19 protein-coding genes are annotated in these 18,041 nt (G+C 67.2%); 7 read left to right on the forward strand and 12 right to left on the reverse strand.

Translation table 11 applies throughout. The features are described from left to right. Positions 1-13: 13 nt before the first annotated feature. From ACIQC0_RS01805 to ACIQC0_RS01815, 3 genes are all read right to left on the reverse strand, one after another. Positions 14-457, reverse strand: coding sequence for a hypothetical protein (locus tag ACIQC0_RS01805; RefSeq protein WP_400532305.1), 444 nt, complete (start codon positions 455-457; stop codon positions 14-16). A 130-nt stretch (positions 458-587) separates the two neighbouring features. Further along, the gene (locus ACIQC0_RS01810; protein WP_400532306.1) at positions 588-1,241 is read right to left on the reverse strand and encodes an FMN-binding negative transcriptional regulator; all 654 of its coding nucleotides are present in this window, start codon (positions 1,239-1,241) and stop codon (positions 588-590) included. A 29-nt stretch (positions 1,242-1,270) separates the two neighbouring features. Beyond that, positions 1,271-2,254 (reverse strand): DMT family transporter, encoded by a 984-nt coding sequence (locus ACIQC0_RS01815; protein WP_400532307.1) that lies wholly within the window; start codon positions 2,252-2,254, stop codon positions 1,271-1,273. On the opposite strand from ACIQC0_RS01815, the gene ACIQC0_RS01820 reads away from it, so the two are divergent. Next, positions 2,253-3,668, forward strand: a complete 1,416-nt coding sequence (locus tag ACIQC0_RS01820) for a PLP-dependent aminotransferase family protein (protein ID WP_400532308.1) — start codon at positions 2,253-2,255, stop codon at positions 3,666-3,668. The two genes, ACIQC0_RS01815 and ACIQC0_RS01820, sit on opposite strands and share 2 nt — an antisense overlap. Before the next feature lie 30 nt (positions 3,669-3,698). Here ACIQC0_RS01820 and ACIQC0_RS01825 read toward each other — a convergent pair whose 3' ends face one another. The 3 genes from ACIQC0_RS01825 to ACIQC0_RS01835 form a co-directional block, all read right to left on the reverse strand. Continuing rightward, on the reverse strand, positions 3,699-4,517 hold the full coding sequence (locus tag ACIQC0_RS01825; RefSeq protein ID WP_400532309.1) for an SDR family NAD(P)-dependent oxidoreductase: 819 nt from the start codon (positions 4,515-4,517) through the stop codon (positions 3,699-3,701). A gap of 170 nt (positions 4,518-4,687) precedes the next feature. After that, positions 4,688-6,091: a GntP family permease gene (locus tag ACIQC0_RS01830; RefSeq protein ID WP_400532310.1), complete on the reverse strand. Its 1,404-nt coding sequence runs from the start codon at positions 6,089-6,091 to the stop codon at positions 4,688-4,690. Between the two features lie 62 nt (positions 6,092-6,153). Next, positions 6,154-6,678, reverse strand: a complete 525-nt coding sequence (locus tag ACIQC0_RS01835; protein ID WP_377215222.1) for a gluconokinase — start codon at positions 6,676-6,678, stop codon at positions 6,154-6,156. Between the two features lie 188 nt (positions 6,679-6,866). On the opposite strand from ACIQC0_RS01835, the gene ACIQC0_RS01840 reads away from it, so the two are divergent. Continuing rightward, positions 6,867-7,601: a FadR/GntR family transcriptional regulator gene (locus tag ACIQC0_RS01840; protein WP_400532311.1), complete on the forward strand. Its 735-nt coding sequence runs from the start codon at positions 6,867-6,869 to the stop codon at positions 7,599-7,601. A gap of 14 nt (positions 7,602-7,615) precedes the next feature. Here ACIQC0_RS01840 and ACIQC0_RS01845 read toward each other — a convergent pair whose 3' ends face one another. Next, the gene (locus ACIQC0_RS01845; RefSeq protein ID WP_377215220.1) at positions 7,616-7,873 is read right to left on the reverse strand and encodes a metal-sensitive transcriptional regulator; all 258 of its coding nucleotides are present in this window, start codon (positions 7,871-7,873) and stop codon (positions 7,616-7,618) included. A 244-nt stretch (positions 7,874-8,117) separates the two neighbouring features. Here ACIQC0_RS01845 and ACIQC0_RS01850 point away from each other — a divergent pair, with 244 nt between their 5' ends. After that, positions 8,118-9,512, forward strand: a complete 1,395-nt coding sequence (locus ACIQC0_RS01850) for a rhodanese-like domain-containing protein (protein ID WP_400532312.1) — start codon at positions 8,118-8,120, stop codon at positions 9,510-9,512. 171 nt (positions 9,513-9,683) lie between these two features. Here ACIQC0_RS01850 and ACIQC0_RS01855 read toward each other — a convergent pair whose 3' ends face one another. Further along, positions 9,684-9,887, reverse strand: a complete 204-nt coding sequence (locus tag ACIQC0_RS01855; protein WP_009372930.1) for a cold-shock protein — start codon at positions 9,885-9,887, stop codon at positions 9,684-9,686. A gap of 263 nt (positions 9,888-10,150) precedes the next feature. On the opposite strand from ACIQC0_RS01855, the gene ACIQC0_RS01860 reads away from it, so the two are divergent. Next, positions 10,151-10,540: a TfoX/Sxy family protein gene (locus tag ACIQC0_RS01860; RefSeq protein ID WP_377215218.1), complete on the forward strand. Its 390-nt coding sequence runs from the start codon at positions 10,151-10,153 to the stop codon at positions 10,538-10,540. Positions 10,541-10,581: 41 nt separating this feature from the next. Here ACIQC0_RS01860 and ACIQC0_RS01865 read toward each other — a convergent pair whose 3' ends face one another. Next, a complete protein-coding gene (locus ACIQC0_RS01865; RefSeq protein WP_400532313.1) occupies positions 10,582-11,262 on the reverse strand; it encodes a hypothetical protein in 681 nt (226 codons plus the stop codon). A gap of 186 nt (positions 11,263-11,448) precedes the next feature. Here ACIQC0_RS01865 and ACIQC0_RS01870 point away from each other — a divergent pair, with 186 nt between their 5' ends. Beyond that, on the forward strand, positions 11,449-11,898 hold the full coding sequence (locus tag ACIQC0_RS01870; protein WP_377215216.1) for a DUF4383 domain-containing protein: 450 nt from the start codon (positions 11,449-11,451) through the stop codon (positions 11,896-11,898). An 80-nt stretch (positions 11,899-11,978) separates the two neighbouring features. On the opposite strand, the gene ACIQC0_RS01875 is transcribed toward ACIQC0_RS01870, so the two are convergent. Continuing rightward, entirely contained in the window at positions 11,979-13,574 is a 1,596-nt protein-coding gene (locus ACIQC0_RS01875; protein ID WP_400532314.1) for a bifunctional metallophosphatase/5'-nucleotidase, read from the reverse strand. 173 nt (positions 13,575-13,747) lie between these two features. On the opposite strand from ACIQC0_RS01875, the gene ACIQC0_RS01880 reads away from it, so the two are divergent. Further along, positions 13,748-15,337: an alkaline phosphatase D family protein gene (locus tag ACIQC0_RS01880; protein WP_400532315.1), complete on the forward strand. Its 1,590-nt coding sequence runs from the start codon at positions 13,748-13,750 to the stop codon at positions 15,335-15,337. A 53-nt stretch (positions 15,338-15,390) separates the two neighbouring features. Here ACIQC0_RS01880 and ACIQC0_RS01885 read toward each other — a convergent pair whose 3' ends face one another. Then, on the reverse strand, positions 15,391-15,753 hold the full coding sequence (locus tag ACIQC0_RS01885) for a cupin domain-containing protein (protein WP_377215213.1): 363 nt from the start codon (positions 15,751-15,753) through the stop codon (positions 15,391-15,393). Between the two features lie 194 nt (positions 15,754-15,947). On the opposite strand from ACIQC0_RS01885, the gene ACIQC0_RS01890 reads away from it, so the two are divergent. Beyond that, positions 15,948-16,724 carry an alpha/beta fold hydrolase gene (locus ACIQC0_RS01890; RefSeq protein ID WP_400532317.1) on the forward strand — a complete coding sequence of 259 codons (777 nt, stop codon included), beginning with the start codon at positions 15,948-15,950 and terminating at the stop codon, positions 16,722-16,724. On the opposite strand, the gene ACIQC0_RS01895 is transcribed toward ACIQC0_RS01890, so the two are convergent. Further along, positions 16,700-17,962 (reverse strand): S8 family serine peptidase, encoded by a 1,263-nt coding sequence (locus ACIQC0_RS01895; protein ID WP_377215211.1) that lies wholly within the window; start codon positions 17,960-17,962, stop codon positions 16,700-16,702. The two genes, ACIQC0_RS01890 and ACIQC0_RS01895, sit on opposite strands and share 25 nt — an antisense overlap. Between the last annotated feature and the right edge of the window lie 79 nt (positions 17,963-18,041).

The raw sequence follows: 18,041 nt of genomic DNA on the forward strand, positions 1-18,041 counted from the left end.
GGGCGCGGACGGGTCAGGCGGCCTTCCTGGAGCTTGACTTTTTAGTGGCGGTCTTCTTGGTGACCGCCTTCTTACCGCCGGGGGTCTTCGGCGCGGGCTCTGGGATGTGCGGATTCCGGATGCGGGGCCCGGGACGCGGAGCCTCCACGGCTGGCGCTTCGGCGGCGACCGGCCCTTCGGCAGACACTTCCGCCTGCCATGCGTGGTCCTGAGCAGCGACCCGGTTGCGGCGCCAGCGCCGCACGAGGTCCACAAGGGCGAGTGCCCCGGCCAGCGGGGTCAGCGCAGCCGACGCGTAAACGAACAACAGCCACGTGAGGGTGGTCAGGGGCGGCTGGTTGTTGTGCAGCAGGGATAGGCCGCCCAGCAAGCCCACGGTCCAGTAAATGAGCACGGCACCCAGTACTGCGGCAGCAGGAAAATACTGATTGGTCACGATTTTTTTCAGGGTTTCCACGCACTTCCTCCTGCCTGGCCGGGGGACGGCTGAAGCCGTTCAAGACAAGTATGGGCCCGCGCTTTGGGGAAACCCTGCAAGACGGCGCGGCGAGTGATGAACATAACGCGACGTCCCGTCGTCGGGCGTTTTATCGCGGGTGCCGGACCCGCTCTACGGCGGCAGCGGACGCCCCCAGCCCCTCGGCGCGGAGGCCGGCCGCGACGCCCCGCGCGTCGTCGTCGGACCTGTTCTGGCTGTGCTTCTCCTTCGCCTCGATCCGCGTAATGAGCAGCTCCACTCCTACGATGGCGCGCAGCTGGCCGCCGATGAACGGCGCAGGGGCGTCGTCGACGGACCACGGGTGTTCCCGGCCGTCTTCGTGCAGGCCGGTGAGGCGGCGGACGTGGCAGGCAAGCCAGGCCGGGGCCTCGTGCACCACCAGCCGGCCGTACACATGCACGGTGGTGTAGTTCCAGGTGGGCACCACCCGGCCGTGCTCTGCTTTCGAGGCATACCAGGAGGGCGAAATGTAGGCATCGGGGCCCTGGATGATGACGAGCGCTTCTCCGGCCGGGGCGCAGGACCACTGGGGATTGTTCCGCGCGAGGTGTCCTTGGAGGGAACCGTAGCCGTCCCCCGCGTCCGCCCCGGCGCCCTCGTCCCCGGGCGGCTCATAGACGAACGGCACCAGGGTGGCCAGGAGTCCGGCGTCGGTCATGGTCACCAGGTTGGCGGCGCCGGGGTGCGTCAGGAGGTCCCGGACCGTGGCCGGGCTTGGGGCGAAGTGGGCGGGAATGTACACGGGGATCCTTTCGGCGGGTGGATTCAACGTCAGGCGGGCCGGCGGGACCGGACCCGCACCGCTGCGCCGGCGCATCCCATCACGGCGAGTCCGCCCAGCACGGTGGTCCACGTGAGCGCTTCGCCGAGGAGCAGCGCCGCCCAGCAGATGCTGAGGACGGGCTGGACCAGCTGCACCTGGCTGACCTGCGCGATCGGGCCGATGGCCAGCCCCCGGTACCAGGCGAAGAACCCCAGGAACATGCTGACGACGGCAAGGTATCCGAATGCCGCCCACTGTGCCACAGTAGCGGCCGGCGGCTGGTCCGCCACGGTAAATGCGGCCAGCGCCAGCATCGCCGGGGCGGCCAGTACGAGCGCCCATGCAATGGTCTGCCACGAGCCGATTTCACGGGCCAGCAGGCCGCCCTCGGCATACCCGACGGCGGCCGACCCCACCGCGGCGAGGAGCAGCAGGTCCGCCCAGTGAAGGGGGCCGATGCCGCCCGACTGCATGAACGCGAACCCCAGAGCCGCCAGGGACCCGAGCGCCGCCACCGCCCAGAACGCGGGCCGGGGGCGCTCCCCGGTGCGCAGCACGGCGGCAGTAGCAGTGGCGGCGGGGAGCAGGGCGATCACCACAGCGCCATGGCTGGCGGGAACCGCGGTGAGGGCGTAGGACGTGAGTATCGGAAAGCCGACGACGACGCCGCCGGACACCAGCGCGAGCCGCCCCCAGAGCCTGGGGCGCGGGAGCCGCTGCCGGGCCAGGAGGAGGGCTGCGGCCGCGAGCGCTGCGGCGATCACAGCCCGTCCTGAGCCGATGAACAGCGGAGACAGGCCGGCTACGGCAACCCGGGTAAAGGGAACAGTGAAAGAGAAGGCCATGACGCCGAGCAGTCCCCACCAGACACCGGCAGCTGGGGAGGAAGCCGGGCCGGACCCGCCGGCCCCGTTGGGAAAGCTGCCTGCGGGGCCTGTCCGGCGCGGTACCGCTGTCTCCTCAGGAGCAGTAGCGCTACTATTGTTCTTCATGAATAACGATAGCAGTTCTCGGATCGTTCTGGCACTCAAGGAATGGATCAGCCGTGCCGCACCAGGCGCACGGCTGCCCTCCACACGCCAGCTGGTCGCAGAATACCGGGCCAGCCCCGTGACGGTGCAAAAAGCCCTGCAGACGCTCACGGCGCAGGGACTCGTGGAGGGGCGTCCCGGCGTCGGAACCTTCGTGCGTGCCGCGCGGACGGTGAAGCCAGCCGATTACGGCTGGCAGACCGCCGCACTGCGGGCACCGCAGTCGCTGCTGCCGGCGGCGTCGGGCACCATGCGGAACGTGCCCAACGATGCCATCAGTTTCCATTCCGGCTATCCCGACCGGGAGTTGCTGCCCGAGCGGCTGGTGCGGGCGGCACTCACGCGGGCAGCGAGGGGCGATGCTGCCCTGTCGCGGCCGCCGGCGGCCGGACTGCCGGAACTGCAGGCCTGGTTCGCCCACGAACTCGGTTCCGTGACTCCTGCAGGCACCACTCCCCCGACGCCCAGCGACGTGATCGTTCTTCCCGGAAGCCAAAGCGGGCTCAGCTCCATCTTCCGGGCGCTGGCCGGGGCGGGGCAGCCGGTCCTGCTCGAGTCGCCCACCTACTGGGGCGCCATCCTGGCCGCCGCCCAGACCGGGGTACGGGTGGTTCCGGTGCCCAGCGGACCGGAAGGGCCGGAGCCGGCGGTGTTGGCCCGCGCGTTCGAGGAAACGGGCGCCCGGGTGTTTTACGCACAACCCAACTACGCCAACCCCACCGGCGCGCAGTGGGCTCCAGGACGCGGCGAAGAGGTGCTGGACGTGGTCCGGACCCATGGCGCCTTCCTGGTGGAGGACGACTGGGCCCACGATTTCGGCATCACCTCCGACCCCGTTCCGGTGGCAAGCCGCGACGATTCAGGGCACGTGGTGTACATCCGCTCCCTGACCAAGAGTGTGTCCCCCGCCATCCGGATTGCTGCGGTCATGGCCCGGGGCCCGGCGCGCGAACGCATCCTGGCCCAGCGCGCGGCCGAATCGATGTACGTCAGCGGGCTGCTGCAGGCGGCCGCGCTGGACGTGGTGACGCAGCCCGGGTGGCAGACCCACCTGCGCAGCCTGCGCCATCAGCTGCAGTCGCGCCGGGACCTGCTGGCAGCCAGCATCGCCGAGCACGTGCCCCAGGCCCATCTGGAACTGCTGCCCAAAGGCGGCCTGAACCTGTGGCTGCGGCTGCCCGACGGGACAGACCTGCCACAGCTGACCCGGGACTGCGAGGACGCCGGCGTGGTCATCGCCGCCGGCACGGAATGGTTCCCGGCCGAACCCGCCGGCCCGTACATCCGGCTCAATTATTCGGGCCCGAACCCGGCCGCCTACCCCGAAGGCGCACGGATCATAGGAGAGGCGCTGGCCAACAACGCGCACGCCTGACGCGGGGGGGGGCAGGCGTGCGCGGGAGGGTCAGGCGGCGGTCAGCTCTTCGCTCTTCTCCCACAGGCCCTGCGCCAGGCCGGCGTCGTAGGCCTGGGGGTTGGCTTTGGCGATGGCCCGCTTGGCGTAGTAGGCGCCGGATACCCAGTCGGTGCCGGGAGTGCCGTTGATCAGCCACAGCAGGGTGTCCGCGCCCTGGTCAGGGGTGAGCATGAAGCGGTTCAGGAGGGTCTTGTACGCGTGCCGGAACCAGCTGCTGGACTCCGCCGCAAAGTTGGTGCGCACCACGCCCGGGTGGAATGCCGCCGTCGTAATTCCCCGGTCATGGAAGCGGCGGTGCAGCTCCGACGTGAACAGGATGTTGGCCAGTTTCGCGGTGCCGTAGGCGCGGTTGGTGGAATAGCTGTGTTCGGAGTTGAGGTCGAACAGGTCCAGTTTGCCGAATCCGTTGGCCATGCTCGCCGTGTTGATGACCTTGGCATCGCTGGCAACGAGCGTATCCATCAGCAGCGTGGTCAGCAGGAACGGCGCCAGGTGGTTGATTTGGAAGGTGGATTCGTTGCCGTCCACGGTGAGCGTGTGGGTGCCCATGATGCCACCGGCGTTGTTGGCCAGGACGTGGATGCGCGGGTAGTCGGACTTCAGCCGGGCGGCGAGGTCGCGCACCTGGGCGAGTTCGGCGAAGTCGGCCACGAAATAGTCCGCGTCCAGTTCCTTGGCGAGCGCGCGGGTCTTCTCCGCGGAACGGCCGACGACGACCACCCGCTCGCCTGCCCCGGCCAGCGTCCGGGCGGCTGCCGCGCCGAGGCCGTCGCTGGCGCCGGTGATCACAATGGTGCGTTGGGGCAAGGGGTGTCCTTTGGTTGGCTTGCGGCGCCCGCTTCAGGCACACAATAGGAAACAACGACGGCGGCGCGCCAGGTGTTCCCGCGGGTCACCCCGCCCCCCCCAAGTAGGTAGCGCCAAGTGCCGTTTTGGGGGTCCAAAACGGCACTTGGCGCTACTCAGTTGGGTGGGGGTCAGCCGGCGACGCCCGCCACCATGAAGATGACCGCGGCGATGCCGAAGCCCATCACGCCGATCAGGGTCTCCATCACGGTCCAGGTCTTCAGCGTGGTCTTGACGTCCATGCCGAAGAAGCGGCCCACCAGCCAGAAGCCGGAGTCGTTCACGTGCGAGACCACCACGGAACCGGCGGCAACGGCGATGACCAGGGTGGCCAGCTGCATGCCGTTCATTCCGGCGGCGGCAACGGCGGGGGCGATCAGGCCGGCCGTGGTGGTCAGCGCCACGGTGGCTGAACCCTGGGCGATGCGCAGGATGGAGGAGATCAGGAAGCCGGCCAGGATCAGCGGGATGCCGAGGTCGCCCAGGACGTCGGCCAGCGCCGCTCCAATGCCGGAGGTGCGCAGGACGCCGCCGAACATGCCGCCGGCACCGGTGATCAGGATGACGGAGCAGACAGGGCCCAGGGAGGACTCGAGCAGCTTCTCCAGCGCCCCGGCGTCCTTGCCGCGCTTGGCGCCCAGAACGAACATGGCCACCAGGACCGCGATCAGCAGGGCAACAGGCGTTTCACCGATGGTGCGCAGGATCTGGTACCACTGCTGGTCCTTGGTGCCTTCGGCGAGCACGCCGGACGCGGCAAGGGTGTTCAGGCCGGTGTTGAGGAAGATCAGGCCCAGCGGCAGCAGGAGCAGGCCAACAATGGTGCGGAAGCGCGGCGGGTTCTTTTCAGCCTCTGCGGAGGCGTGGCCCAGCAGTTCCGGCACGGGCAGGACCAGCTTCTTGCCGGTGTACAGGCCGTACAGGTAGCAGGTGACGTACCAGGTGGGGACGGCCACGATGATGCCGACGATCAGGACCAGGCCGATGTTGGCGTCAAAGAATGCGGAGGCGGCAACCGGGCCGGGGTGCGGCGGAAGGAAGATGTGGGTCACGGAGAATGCGCCGGCGGCAGGCAGGCCATAGCGCAGCACTCCCCCGCCCATGCGGCGTGCCACGGCGAAGACCACAGGCAGCATGACCACCAGGCCGGCGTCGAAGAAAATCGGGAAGCCAAAGATCAACGAGGCAAGGCCCAGCGCGAACGGTGCGCGCTTTTCGCCGAAGACGCCAATCAGGTATTCGGCCAGCACCTTGGCGCCGCCGCTGGTCTCCACGATGCGGCCGAGCATCGCGCCGAGGCCGACCAGGAGGGCAACCGTGCCCAGCGTGGTGCCGAAGCCGTTCAGCAGTACCGGGACCACCTGGCCTGCAGGGATGCCGGTGGCGAAGGCCGTGGCGAGGCTGACGAGGATCAGCGCGATCAGGGCGTGGACGCGCAGCTTGATGATGAGGAACAGCAGGACGACGATCGCGGCTGCGGCGATGAGCAGCAGCGGACCTGCTCCCAGCGTCTGGGTCCATCCTTCGATGGTCATGGTTCTCCTTTGAAACAGATATTTTGGGTGGTTTTTTCGGTCGGTTCAGGGGTGCCGGGCGCCTATTGGGCGGAGAGGCCCAGGGCCTCCACGACGGCGGCAGCCAGCTCCTCCGGCGAGCGTGCGATATCGAGGCGGAGGCTGCCTGCGCGGAGCTCTTCCCCGGTCAGCGGCTCAAGGGTGGCGAGCTGGCTGGGAAGCAGCGCCGGCGGCATGAAGTGGCCTTCGCGGCCCTGCATGCGTTGGCTGATCAGGTCCGCGCCGCCCTCCAGGTGGAGGAACACGACGCGCCCCTCGGCCGCGGAAAGCAGCTGCCGGTAGCTTTGCTTCAGCGCCGAACAGGTGAGGACGGTGCTGGCCCCGGCGCGGGCCTGGGTTGTCATCCAGTCCCGGATTTCGGCCAGCCAAGGCCACCGGTCGGCATCTTCAAGCGGGATTCCCCGGCGCATCTTGTCGATGTTCTGCTGCGGGTGGAACTCGTCCGCCTCCGCGCAGGTCCAGCCCAGCCGCTTTGAAAGCGCGGCCGCCAGGGTGGTTTTGCCGGACCCGGCCACGCCCATCACCACGAGGTGCGTGGGTTGCTGCATGTCATACCTCCGGAGAAGACGTCGTTGGCTTTGGAAGAAGCTCGGTGTGGGCCCGCCGTGGAGTGGGCTACGCCATAAGGTATCACCTTTTGAAAGCAAAGATACTATCTTTTCGTGTCACAAGTCATACCTTTACAGATCTTCGCTATCCTGTAGGGGCGCTGCGGCGCGGAAGAGAGAGCGGGAAGATGTCGACGGCGACAGTACAGGGCGCAGACAACGCGGACGACGGCGGGTCCTCACCCGCGATGCATGAGCGCGTCCTCGAAGCGGTGGGGATAGCGATCGCTTCGGCTGAGCTTCCGCCGGGCAGCCGACTCACCCTTGAGGGGCTGCAGCAGGATTACGGGATTTCCCGCACCGTCGCACGGGACACCATGAAGGTCCTGGAATCCATGAACTTGGTCTACTCGCGCCGGCGGGTGGGGATTGTGGTGCAGGAGCGCAGGTTCTGGAACGTCTTCGACCCCAAGCTGGTGCGCTGGCGACTGGCCTCAAACCGCCGCGAGATCCAGTACAGCAGCCTGACCGAGCTGCGTATCGCCGTCGAACCCATTGCGGCGGCAGGTGCGGCGCGGCGGGCGACGTCCACCGAACGCCACCAACTGCTGGCCCTGGCAGCGGACCTGCGGCGGCTCGGCGAAGCAGGGGACCTCAAGGGATTCCTGGCGGCCGACATTGAGTTTCACCAGCTGCTGCTGCGCAGCTGCGGCAACGAAATGTTCCAGGCGCTCGAGGGCATGGTGGCGGAAGTCCTGACCAGCCGGACGCAGCAGGGGCTTATGCCGTTCAAGCCACGGAACGAGGCGCTGCAGGCGCACGAGGACGTGGCGGCAGCCGTGGCAGCGGGCGACACCGTGGTGGCCGAACAGGCTATGCACCACATCCTCAACGAAGTGCGAGAGGCGATGGGCCTGCACTAGCGGCCGCGCGGCTGCTAGGCCAGGGAGAGGAAGAGCTTCTCCAGGTCCTTGCGGTCCAGGCTGGCGTCCTCCTGGACGATGCACTGCTCCAGGCCGCTGGCGATAATGGCGAAGCCTGCGCGGTCCAGCGCCTTGGACACGGCGGCGAGCTGCGTGACGATGTCCTTGCAGTCGCGCCCCTCTTCCAGCATGCGCGTTACGGCAGCAAGCTGCCCCTGCGCGCGCTTGAGCCGGTTGACCACCGGGGTCAGTTCAGTTGTGTCCAGTTGCACGGCGATCTCCCATTTCCAGAATTCGTACCCCACCATCGTATACCCAGAGGGGTGTTTTGCCTACCCCCTGGGGTATATAGGATACTCGGTGGGGTATTGAGCAAGGCGGCCGCTGCCATGGCAGAGTGCAACAACTCAACCGGCACGGCCCCTCATCGTGATCTCAGGAAAAGCACCGGCACGCCCTCTTTTCAAGATACCCCTAGGGGTAGACGATATTTATTAACCGAGTTCAGGAGATCCCATGCTTATCGAACGCATCTATGACGAAGACCTCGCGCAGGCCAGCTATTTCATCGGCTGCCAGTCCAAGGGCGAGGCCATCGTGGTGGACGGCCGCCGCGATATCGCCGTGTACCAGGACCTCGCCGCGAAAAACCACATGAAGATCGTGGCGGTGACTGAGACGCACATCCACGCCGATTACCTCTCGGGGACCCGTGAGCTGGCTGCCGCTACCGGTGCCACGATGTACGTTTCCGGTGAGGGCGGGCCGGACTGGCAGTACGGGTTCGACGCCGAGCGCCTCTATGACGGGGACGCCATCACCCTGGGCAACATCAGTGTCAAGGCCCTGCACACCCCCGGGCACACCCCGGAGCACCTGTCCTTCCTGGTGACCGACGGCGCGTTCAGCGACCAGCCCGGCTACCTGCTCTCCGGTGACTTTGTATTCTCCGGAGACCTGGGCCGCCCGGACCTGCTCGATGAGGCAGCAGGCGGCATCGACACCCGGTTCGAAGGCGCCAAGCAGCTCTTCGCCAGCCTGCGGGATAAGTTCCTCACCCTGCCCGACTACGTCCAGGTCCACCCCGCCCACGGCGCCGGCAGTGCCTGCGGCAAGGCCCTCGGAGCCATCCCCTCCTCCACCGTGGGCTACGAACGCCTCTACGCCTGGTGGGGCCCGTACCTGGCCGCCAACGACGAGCAGGGCTTCATCAACGAACTCCTCGACGGCCAGCCCGACGCACACGCCTACTTCGCCCGCATGAAACACGAAAACCGTGAGGGCCCGGCCGTCATGGGTAAACGTGCACCGCTGCCGGAACTGGACGCTGCCGCCGTCGTCAAGGGCTTGGAAGAGGACACGCTGACGTTTGTCGATACCCGCGGCAACCGCGAGGTGCACCGGGGAACGGTGGCCCGCTCGCTGAACATTCCCGCCGGCAAGATGGCCAGCTACGGCGCCTGGGTGGTGGACCCGGAGAAGGGCAAGAACCCCCTGGTGCTGCTGGCGCCAGGCCGGGAAGCCGCCCAGGAGATGTGGGACCACCTGGTCCGCGTCGGCATCGACAACGTGGCCGGTTACGTCACCACCCTTGACGGCCTGCCGATGACCACACCCCGGCTGCTCCAGCCCGAGGAACTGGACGGGTTTGACGCCGCGCTCCTTCTGGATGTCCGCAACCGATCCGAGCACGCCGCCGGGCACATCCCCGGCTCTGCTCAACTCGGTGCCGGCCGCATCATGTGGCACCTGGACCAGCTCCCCGAGGACGGACCCATCGTGACGTACTGCCAGAGCGGGGCGCGCAATTCGGTTGCCGCCAGCGCCCTGCGGCGTGCGGGGTACGACGTCGTCGAACTCGACGGCAGCTATGCCGCCTGGAGTGCCTCGCGGCTCAGCGCCCAGTCGTAAGCCGCAGTACGGCTCCCCAGCAGATGGACATTTCCCCCTGGGACCCCGGCGGGAAATGTCCATTCGGCGGGGACAAACGGCAGCAGGCACCAAAAAAAACAGGACCCGCCGTGTTGAAACGGCGGGTCCTGCTTTTAAGTGGAAACCTAACGGTCCCGGAACTCTAGGAAATTAGAGAGCCTGGATGTTGGTGGCCTGGGGACCCTTGGGGCCCTGCTCGGTGTCGAAGGAAACCTTCTGGTTCTCTTCGAGGGAGCGGAAGCCGTTGGAGTTGATCGCGGAGTAGTGCGCGAAAACGTCCTGCGAGGAGTCGTCCGGGGAGATGAAGCCGAAGCCCTTTTCAGCGTTAAACCATTTGACGGTACCAGTAGCCATTATTTTTGTCCTTCGTGAAGGTGGAGGGATAGTCCCGACTTTCGGGCCCTCCGGTGTGGGGTGTTCAAAACCGCTACTTCAGAAGAACGCGGACTTTCGACCGCGCGTACTGCCTGAACTACCAACTGCATAAACACAACAACAGTTTCGAGACTACAGGAGTTTTCCGCCGCACCCTAAACGGCTGCCGCCGCGTCCCTCGACCGCCCCGGGTATATCCTGCATCCGGATCCGAAGAACGCCTGCCCCCGGGAGATGACGCCATGGATATGCCCAAAGCCACCGACGCCGAGAAAGCACACTTCCGCGCCCTGGTCCCGGACCGGCCGGATGTGGTGGTCAAACCGATGTTCGGCAACCTGGGGGCCTTCGTGAACGGCAACATGTTTGCGGGGCTGTTCGGGCCCACCGTCGGCGTGAAGCTGTCCGCCGAGGACCGCCGAGTGCTCGAAACCACCGAGCGGACGGTCCCGTTCGGTCCCGCGGAACGCCCCATGGGTGGGTACACCGGACTGCCTGAGATGTGGAATGAAGAGGGCGACGGCGACGAGGCCCGGGCGCGCGCGTGGGTGGAGAAGGCGCTGGACTACGTTTCCACGCTGCCGCCTAAGGCGCCCAAGGCCCCCGCCCGGAAAGCCCAGCCCCGGAAGTAGCCGCTCCCCCGCCGCGAGATGGCACCAACGGCCGGGACCAGTCAGCCGGGGAATCCGAAGCAGGGGAAGAACCCCTCCACCCCGGGACGGGCGACTTCAATGCACCGTGACTTCACCTGTTCCAGCACAGCGTTGGGATCCGTGCCCGCGGCCGTCATGCCGTCAACTGAGACCGCCACGTCGGCAGCGGCGGCCCGGCGCAGGTTGTTGTCCGTTGCGTTGACGGTGCCTTCATCCGGGTAGTTGCTGTGGGTATGGACGGTATCGTGCTCCAGTGGACCGGTGGCGGTCCACGTTGCCGAAAGGCTGATGGTCACGGGGTTGCCCTCGCCATCCGTGCCGGCCATGCCGGTACTGATGGAGGCGGTGTTCAGCCGCGGGTCAACCACCAGCGGCGCCATGTTCTGGCCTTCGGCCTGGAACAGGACCGTACCGCCGCCCGCAGCTGCAGTGACCACACCGGCCGGAGCGGCGCAGATGTCCGTGACGCGCACAAACACGGCACTGAGTCCCTGCTTGTTGACGGGCCCGGGCTGGCTGGCGTACATCGCCACACTGGAGGAGACAAAGACTTCGGTCTGCTCGCAGCCGCTGGTGCTGGTCACCGTTGCGGAGCCATGCGTCGACGAGATGGTGTGGTAAATGTTCGGGGCCGCCCCGGCCGGGGCCGCGGCCAGGACCATCGAGGCTGCGGTACAGAGAAGAACGGGAAAACGCTTCATGACAACTCCTTTGTATGAGGGGAGGCTACTCCCGGCTGCAGGCCGCCGGCAGGGCCCAATGGCCCAAAAGTTTTCCCAGGTCACCCATCCGACCTGCGGCAGCAGCCGAATAGCTTGCATAACCCTTTGGGTCGGCAGCAAGCGTTCTGCTGATCCATGAATCCATACCGCATTCAGGAGAACATCATGGCTACACACACCAGCACCGGCACGGCAGTCCGCACCAACGTCCAGAAAGCGTCCATGGCAGTAGGCGCCGTATTCCTGCTGGTCGGCGTCCTGGGCTTCGTCCCGGGCATTACCGGCAACTTCGAGCAGCTGCACTTCGCAGGGGCGCACTCCGAGGCCATGCTGCTGGGCCTCTTCCAGGTGTCCGTGCTCCACAACGCGGTCCACCTGCTGTTCGGCGTTGCCGGCCTCGTCCTGGCCAAGACCGCCGGCGGCGCCCGTTCGTTCCTGCTCTACGGCGGCGTGATCTACCTGGTCCTGTTCGTCTACGGCCTGGTGGTTCCCCAGGATTCGGCCGGCAACTTCGTCCCGTTGAACCTGTTCGACAACATCCTGCACCTGCTCCTGGGCATCGGCATGGTCGGCCTGGCGCTGGTCCTCACCAAGGGCCACAAGGCACACGCCTAACCACGCAACGCACGACGCCGGGACCCGCCAGATATGGCGGGTCCCGGCGTCGTTTTCGTGGCTGGGCGGGTTGGGGCCGGCTACTGCACGGCCAGGCGCCCTTCGATCTGCGGATCAACCGGTGAGTGGTGCTCCAGGTAGTGCACCACGGTGTCCACCAGGTTGATGCCGGTGTCCACGGTGCCGGCGCCCTGGGTGAAGGTGGTGAACTGGTCGCCGCCGGTGGCCATGAAGTTGTTCGTGGCCACGCGGTAGGTGGCACCCGGATCCAGCGGGGTCCCATCCGGGAGGGTGACGGAGGTGACCCGGGCGCCGAAGGGTGCGCCGGCGTCGTACGCCCACTTCAGTCCGGAGACCTGGACGGTGCCGTACTGGCTGAAGGCGCCTTCCTCCAGTACCTTGCGCACCTGGGCTCCGGTGAGGTCCATGGTGACCAGCGTGTTGTTGAACGGCAGGACGGCGTAGACCTCTTCGAGCGTGATGGGCCCGGCGTCAATGTCCGCGCGCAGGCCGCCGGCGTTGGTGAAGGCGAAGTCCACCCCGTCAATGTAGGAGCGCATGCTGTCGGTGACGAAGTTGCCCATCTCCGACTCGACGCCGCGGCTGGAGCCGCGCGTGATGGACGTGGCCGCCTCCCCCACGCTCTTGCCGAGCTCTTCGCCCAGCTGAGCCTGGTAGCCGTCCACGATCGCCTTCACCGCCGGGTCCGGGGCGATGGCGTCCGTCCAGGTGGCATCCAGCTCGATGCCGGTGCCCACTACGTCCTTCGTGGCGCGGTCCACGGTAAGGGTGACATCCGCGTAGCCACGGGTGTTGCCGTAGGGCTGGACCACGGGAATTCCGTTGATGACGGTGTTGTATTCGAGCGGAATGTGTCCGCCAAGGACCAGGTCCACCTCGCCGGAAAGCTGTCCCACCAGGTCCGCGAGCGCGCCGGTGGAGGCTGTTTCCAGGCCCTGGTGGGCGCTGACCACGATGGTTTCCACGTGGCGTTCGCGGAGTTCCGCCACGGCATCGTTGACCGCCGCCGCCGTCTGGTTCAGGTCCAGGAAGCTCAGGCCCTCGGTGGCGGCGGGGAGGGTGACGTTCTTGGTGTCAGGGTTTGCGACGCCGATGACGCCCACCTTGACACCGTCCAGTTCCTCGATGACGTAGGGGCTGACGCCGGCTGGGGCGGCTCCTGTGGCGTCGTCGACGATGTTGGCCGCGATGAACGGGAAGTCGGCCTGCTCCACTCGTTCGGCGAAGGCGTCCTGGCCCCAGTCGAACTCGTGGTTGCCCACGGCGGCCGCATCCACGCCGATCGCGTTGAAGATGTCCACGGTGGAGGCGCCCTCGAAGTAGGAGGAGATGGCCGGGCCCTGCATGAAGTCGCCCGAGTCCAGGATCAGGGTCCGCGGGTTCTCCGCTTCCTCTGCCTTGAGATAGGCGGCGAGCGCGGCCGCTCCCCCGGCCAGGCGGCCCGAGCGCTTGAGCGGGGTGAGCTGGCCGTGGGTTTCGTTCAGGCCGAGGATCTGGATGTCCACGGTGCGCTGGGACTGGGGTTCGGCCTGCGCCGGCGGCGTGCGGTCAGCGGCGGTGGCCGTGCCGGGGACGACGGCGGCCAGCAGCACCGCGGTCACCGCGGCTGCGGTGCCCCTTTGGAGGGCAGGGGCCAGGTGGGTTCGAGGGGTCATGAGGGCATCTCCTGGTGCGTAGCAGTGGGATGCCGCGAACCTAGCAGCACCGGTATAACCGCTGGTGAACGGCAGGTTGCTGGCTCGGTACCTGGGGTCTGCGCACGGAACGTTCACGTATGGTTCACTCAGGCAACAGCCCGCGGTCAACCTGCCTCCCTAGGTTCGAAGCCATGGACAACATCTCCCGCAGATCCCTCATTTCCGCCGGTCTCGGGGCAGGCCTTGTCGCCGCCCTGCCGGGTACCGCCGTCGCCGTTTCCACCGCAGACGACGCCGGCCTCCGCACCGATCCCTTCATGCTCGGCATCGCGTCGGGTGAGCCGTGGCCGGACGGCTTCGTGCTGTGGACGCGCCTTGCGCTGGACCCCTTGGCTGCGGACGGCCTGGGCGGAATGCCGTCCCGTCCGGTCCCGGTGGCCTGGGAAGTGGCCGAGGACGCATCAATGCGCACCGTGGTGGCACGCGGCGTCGAGGAGGCCCGGATCGAGACGGCCCACTCCGTGCATGTGGAGCTGCGCGGACTGAAGCCCGGCCGCGAGTACTTCTACCGCTTCCGCAGCGGCCGCCACATCAGCGCCGTCGGCCGTACCCTGACCGCGCCGGCGCTGCACGAAACACCCGCCGCGCTGGCCATGGCGTTCGCCAGCTGCTCGCAGTACGAGCACGGCTACTTCACCGCCTACTCCCGCCTGGCGCAGGACCACCCGGACCTGGTGCTCCACCTCGGCGACTACCTGTATGAGTACAAGAAGAACCACTACGTCATCGGCGGTGGCAACCCCCGCGACCACCAAGGACCCGAGACGGTCACGCTGGAGGGTTACCGGCAGCGGCACGCGCAGTACAAGTCCGACGCCGACCTGCAGGCCGCGCACGCCGTCGCACCCTGGCTGGTCGTGTGGGATGACCACGAGGTGGACAACAACTGGGCGGACGAGATTCCGGAGAACCGCGACGCCAACCAGATGAACGACACCACCGAGCGCTTCCGGCAGCGCCGCGCAGCCGCCTTCCAGGCATACTACGAGAACATGCCGCTGCGAAGGTCCTCCGTTCCCGCCGGATTCGACATGAAGATCTACCGCACCATCCAGTGGGGCCAGCTTGCCAACTTCCACATGATGGACACCCGCCAGTACCGCGACGACCAGCTCGCCGGCGACGGCTGGAAGAAGAACGTGGCCGAGCGCCTCGCCGAGGACCGCAGCATCACCGGTGCCGAGCAGGAAAAGTGGCTGCTGGACGCGTTCCGGAACTCCACCCAGCGCTGGGACATCCTGGGCCAGCAGGTCTTCTTCGCCGAGCGCGACCGCAACGCCGCCCCCGAAATCGACGACGTCTCCATGGACGGCTGGGACGGCTACGCCGCCTCCCGCCGCCGCATCACCCAAGGCTGGGTGGACGCGAACGTCCGCAACGCCGTCGTGCTCACCGGGGACGTGCACCGCAACTGGGCCAACGACCTCAAGGTGGACTACAAGGACCCCGCCTCCCCCGTCGTCGGCTCGGAACTGGTGACCACCTCGATCACGTCCACGGGCAACGGCTCAGGCTCCACCGCGGACCCGGTCATGGCCTGGAACCCGCACCTGAAGTTCTACAACGACAACCGCGGCTACGTGAACACGAAGATCACCAAGGACGCGATGACCGCCGACTTCCGGACGCTGGACTACGTCACGACGCCGGGCGCCCCCGTGTCCACGAAGGCCTCCTTCGAGATCCGCGACGGCGTGCCGGGGCTGCACGCCCGCGCCTAGCACGCAGGACGTCGGGACGCACCGAAAGTAGTGCGTCCCGACGTCGTTCAGCGTCAGCGCTTGGCGTAGTCGGACGATCCCTGCCAGTCGATCATCACGCAGGGCTCCTCACCCACTACCCAGGCATCATGGCCCGGTGCGATGGTGGCGAAGTCGCCGGGCCCGTACTCCATCTCCTGGCCGTCATCCATCACCACGGTCATGCGGCCCGAGACGAAGTAGCCGGTGTGGCTGGCCTGGCAGCTGTCGGTCTTGGCGATCGGCTTGACGTGGTCGGACCAGCGCCAGCCTGGCTGGAACGTAGCGCGGCCAACAGCACCCCCGTCCATATTGACCAGTTCGAGCTGGCCCTTGCCGTCCTCAAACGGGCGGGTTTCCTCGGGTGAATTCAGACTTTTGCGGACTAAACCTGCCATTTCAACTCCTCCAAACGGCGCTGCTTCTGGTGTGGAAAGGACTACTAGTGAAGCGCCGATATCCGCAGCGGAGGAGATATGGAACCCCGCCAGTGAGCACATTCTCCGCCTGCACCGCGGCGGCGGCAAGGGTCCCGGAAAAGCGCTGTGGAAACCCCGTAGCCGGGCAACCGAAGGGGGCGTAGCATCCAACCATGGAACCCCTCCGGGCACTCCTCCTGCCTGGCAGCGTCCTCCCAGCCGGGCCTGCCTACGGAGCGCTGATCGAGGCGCTGGGACCGGACGTGCATGCCGTCGCCAAGGACCGGGAACTGTACGCGGATGCCGCTCCCCCGCCCGGCTGGACCCTGGACACCGAGGTCGACGGTGTCCTCCGCGAAGCCGGCCGGCTCGGCTGGGACACCTTCCACCTTGTGGGCTATTCCGGCGGCGGTGCTGCGGCCCTGGCGCTCACCGCCAAGCATCCCGAGCGGTTACGGAGCCTCACACTCCTCGAAGCAGCGTGGGCCGGGAACTGGGACTGGAGCCCCGCCCACGCCGCGGTCTGGGAAGAGTACGCAAAGCTGGAGTCCCTGCCGACGGAGCAGTTCATGCCTGCCTTTATGCGGCTGGGGGTGAAGTCCGACGTCGTCCTGCCGCCTCCGCCGCCGGGTCCCCCGCCACCGTGGATGGCCAAGCGGCCGGCGGGCATCAGCGCGTTCCTGGCGGACTTCAAGCGCTACGACCTGGACCGGGCCCGCCTGGCTGCGTTCATCAAACCGGTGCTGTTCGTCCTGGGCGGGCGGAGCAATCCGGATGACTACGGCGAGGTGGCGGACCGGCTGGCCACCGTGTTTCCGGATTTCACGCTGGAGGTATTCGAGGCGCGGCACCACTTCGACCCGCCGCACCGGATCGAGCCTGAACGGCTGGCCGGGCTGCTTCGGCAGCACTGGGAGCGGGCGGGTCAGGGTGCCCGCACGGCGTCGTAGGCGTTGACCCGGCCGTGCTTCCAATGACTTCCGGTGCCCGCCACGGTTGGGTCGGCCGTGGATTCGACGATGCCTCGTACCGTGGCGTTCGTGGCGGTGGGGTGCGAGCCCAGCGCCAGCGCGGCCACGCCGGCAACTACCGGGGAGGCCATCGATGTGCCGCTGGCAATGTCATACCCCTCAGAACGGCCGTTTGATTGCAACGCGAACGGGTGGTTGGGGAAGGTCGAGTAGATGCTGACCCCTGGCGCTGCCACGTCTACCCACTTGGCGCCGTAGCTCGAGAAGGAGGCCTTGGCGTCGTTGTTGTCCGTGGCTGCTACGGCAATGACATTGGGGTAGGCACCGGGGTAGATCTTGGCCTGGCTGCCGCCGTTCCCCGCTGCCGCCACGATGACCACCCCCGCCTTCCAGGCATTTTGGACCGCGGTTTCAAGCGTCCGGGACGATACGCGCTGGCCCAGGCTCATGTTGATGATGTCGGCGTTTCCGTCGCCGGCCTTCGCGCTGGCCGCCCACGCAATACCGTTGACGATGTTGGACGTGGACCCGGACCCGGAGTCGTTGAGCACCTTCACGTCCACGATGTCGCACTCCGGGCACACGCCGGCTACACCGGTGGAGTTATGGACCGCGGCCACAATGCCGGCCACGTGGGTACCGTGCCCGTAGTTGTCCTCCTGCGTTGCGGTGCCGCTGAAGTTCGCGCGCGCCACCACCTGGGTGCTGATATCAGGGTTGTCCGACGCGACACCGGTATCGAGGACGGCTACCCTGACGCCGGCTCCGGTGGCGATGCCCCAGGCTTCAACAGCGTCGACGTCGGCGTCCGGGGTGCCTGCGGGGACAGTGGCCGTCTCCAGGGTGTTCTGGAACGATTGCCCGTCGTTCTTGAGGGCGTACTGGCGGTCGAAGTAGGTGTCGTCCGTGACGGCGGTAACCACGGCGTCAGGTTCTGCATACTCCACCGCGCGGTTGTGGCCCAGGGCCTCAATCAGCCGGAGTTCCCTGCCGGCCGGCACCTTGATGACCTGGGCCCCGGTAGTCCCCACAAAGTTGCCCTGACGCAGACCGTGCTGGCGTAGCACGCCGTCGGCCGACCCCTGGTCCCGGAACTTAACCAGAATCTGCCCTGCCACGTGGGACGGGTCGGGGGCCGCGTTCCCGGGAGCCGCCAGCGTGGTGGCGCCAAGACCAACGAAGGCTGCAGCGAGGCCGGCGATCAGGAGTTTTTTCATAGCTCATAGTGCGCCCGCTGAGGGCCTGCTGGATAGGGCTGACGGAAAGTGTGTGTTTAACGGCAGGGAGCACCTCAGG

This window comes from Pseudarthrobacter sp. NPDC092419, assembly GCF_044755045.1.
Lineage (GTDB): Bacteria > Actinomycetota > Actinomycetes > Actinomycetales > Micrococcaceae > Arthrobacter.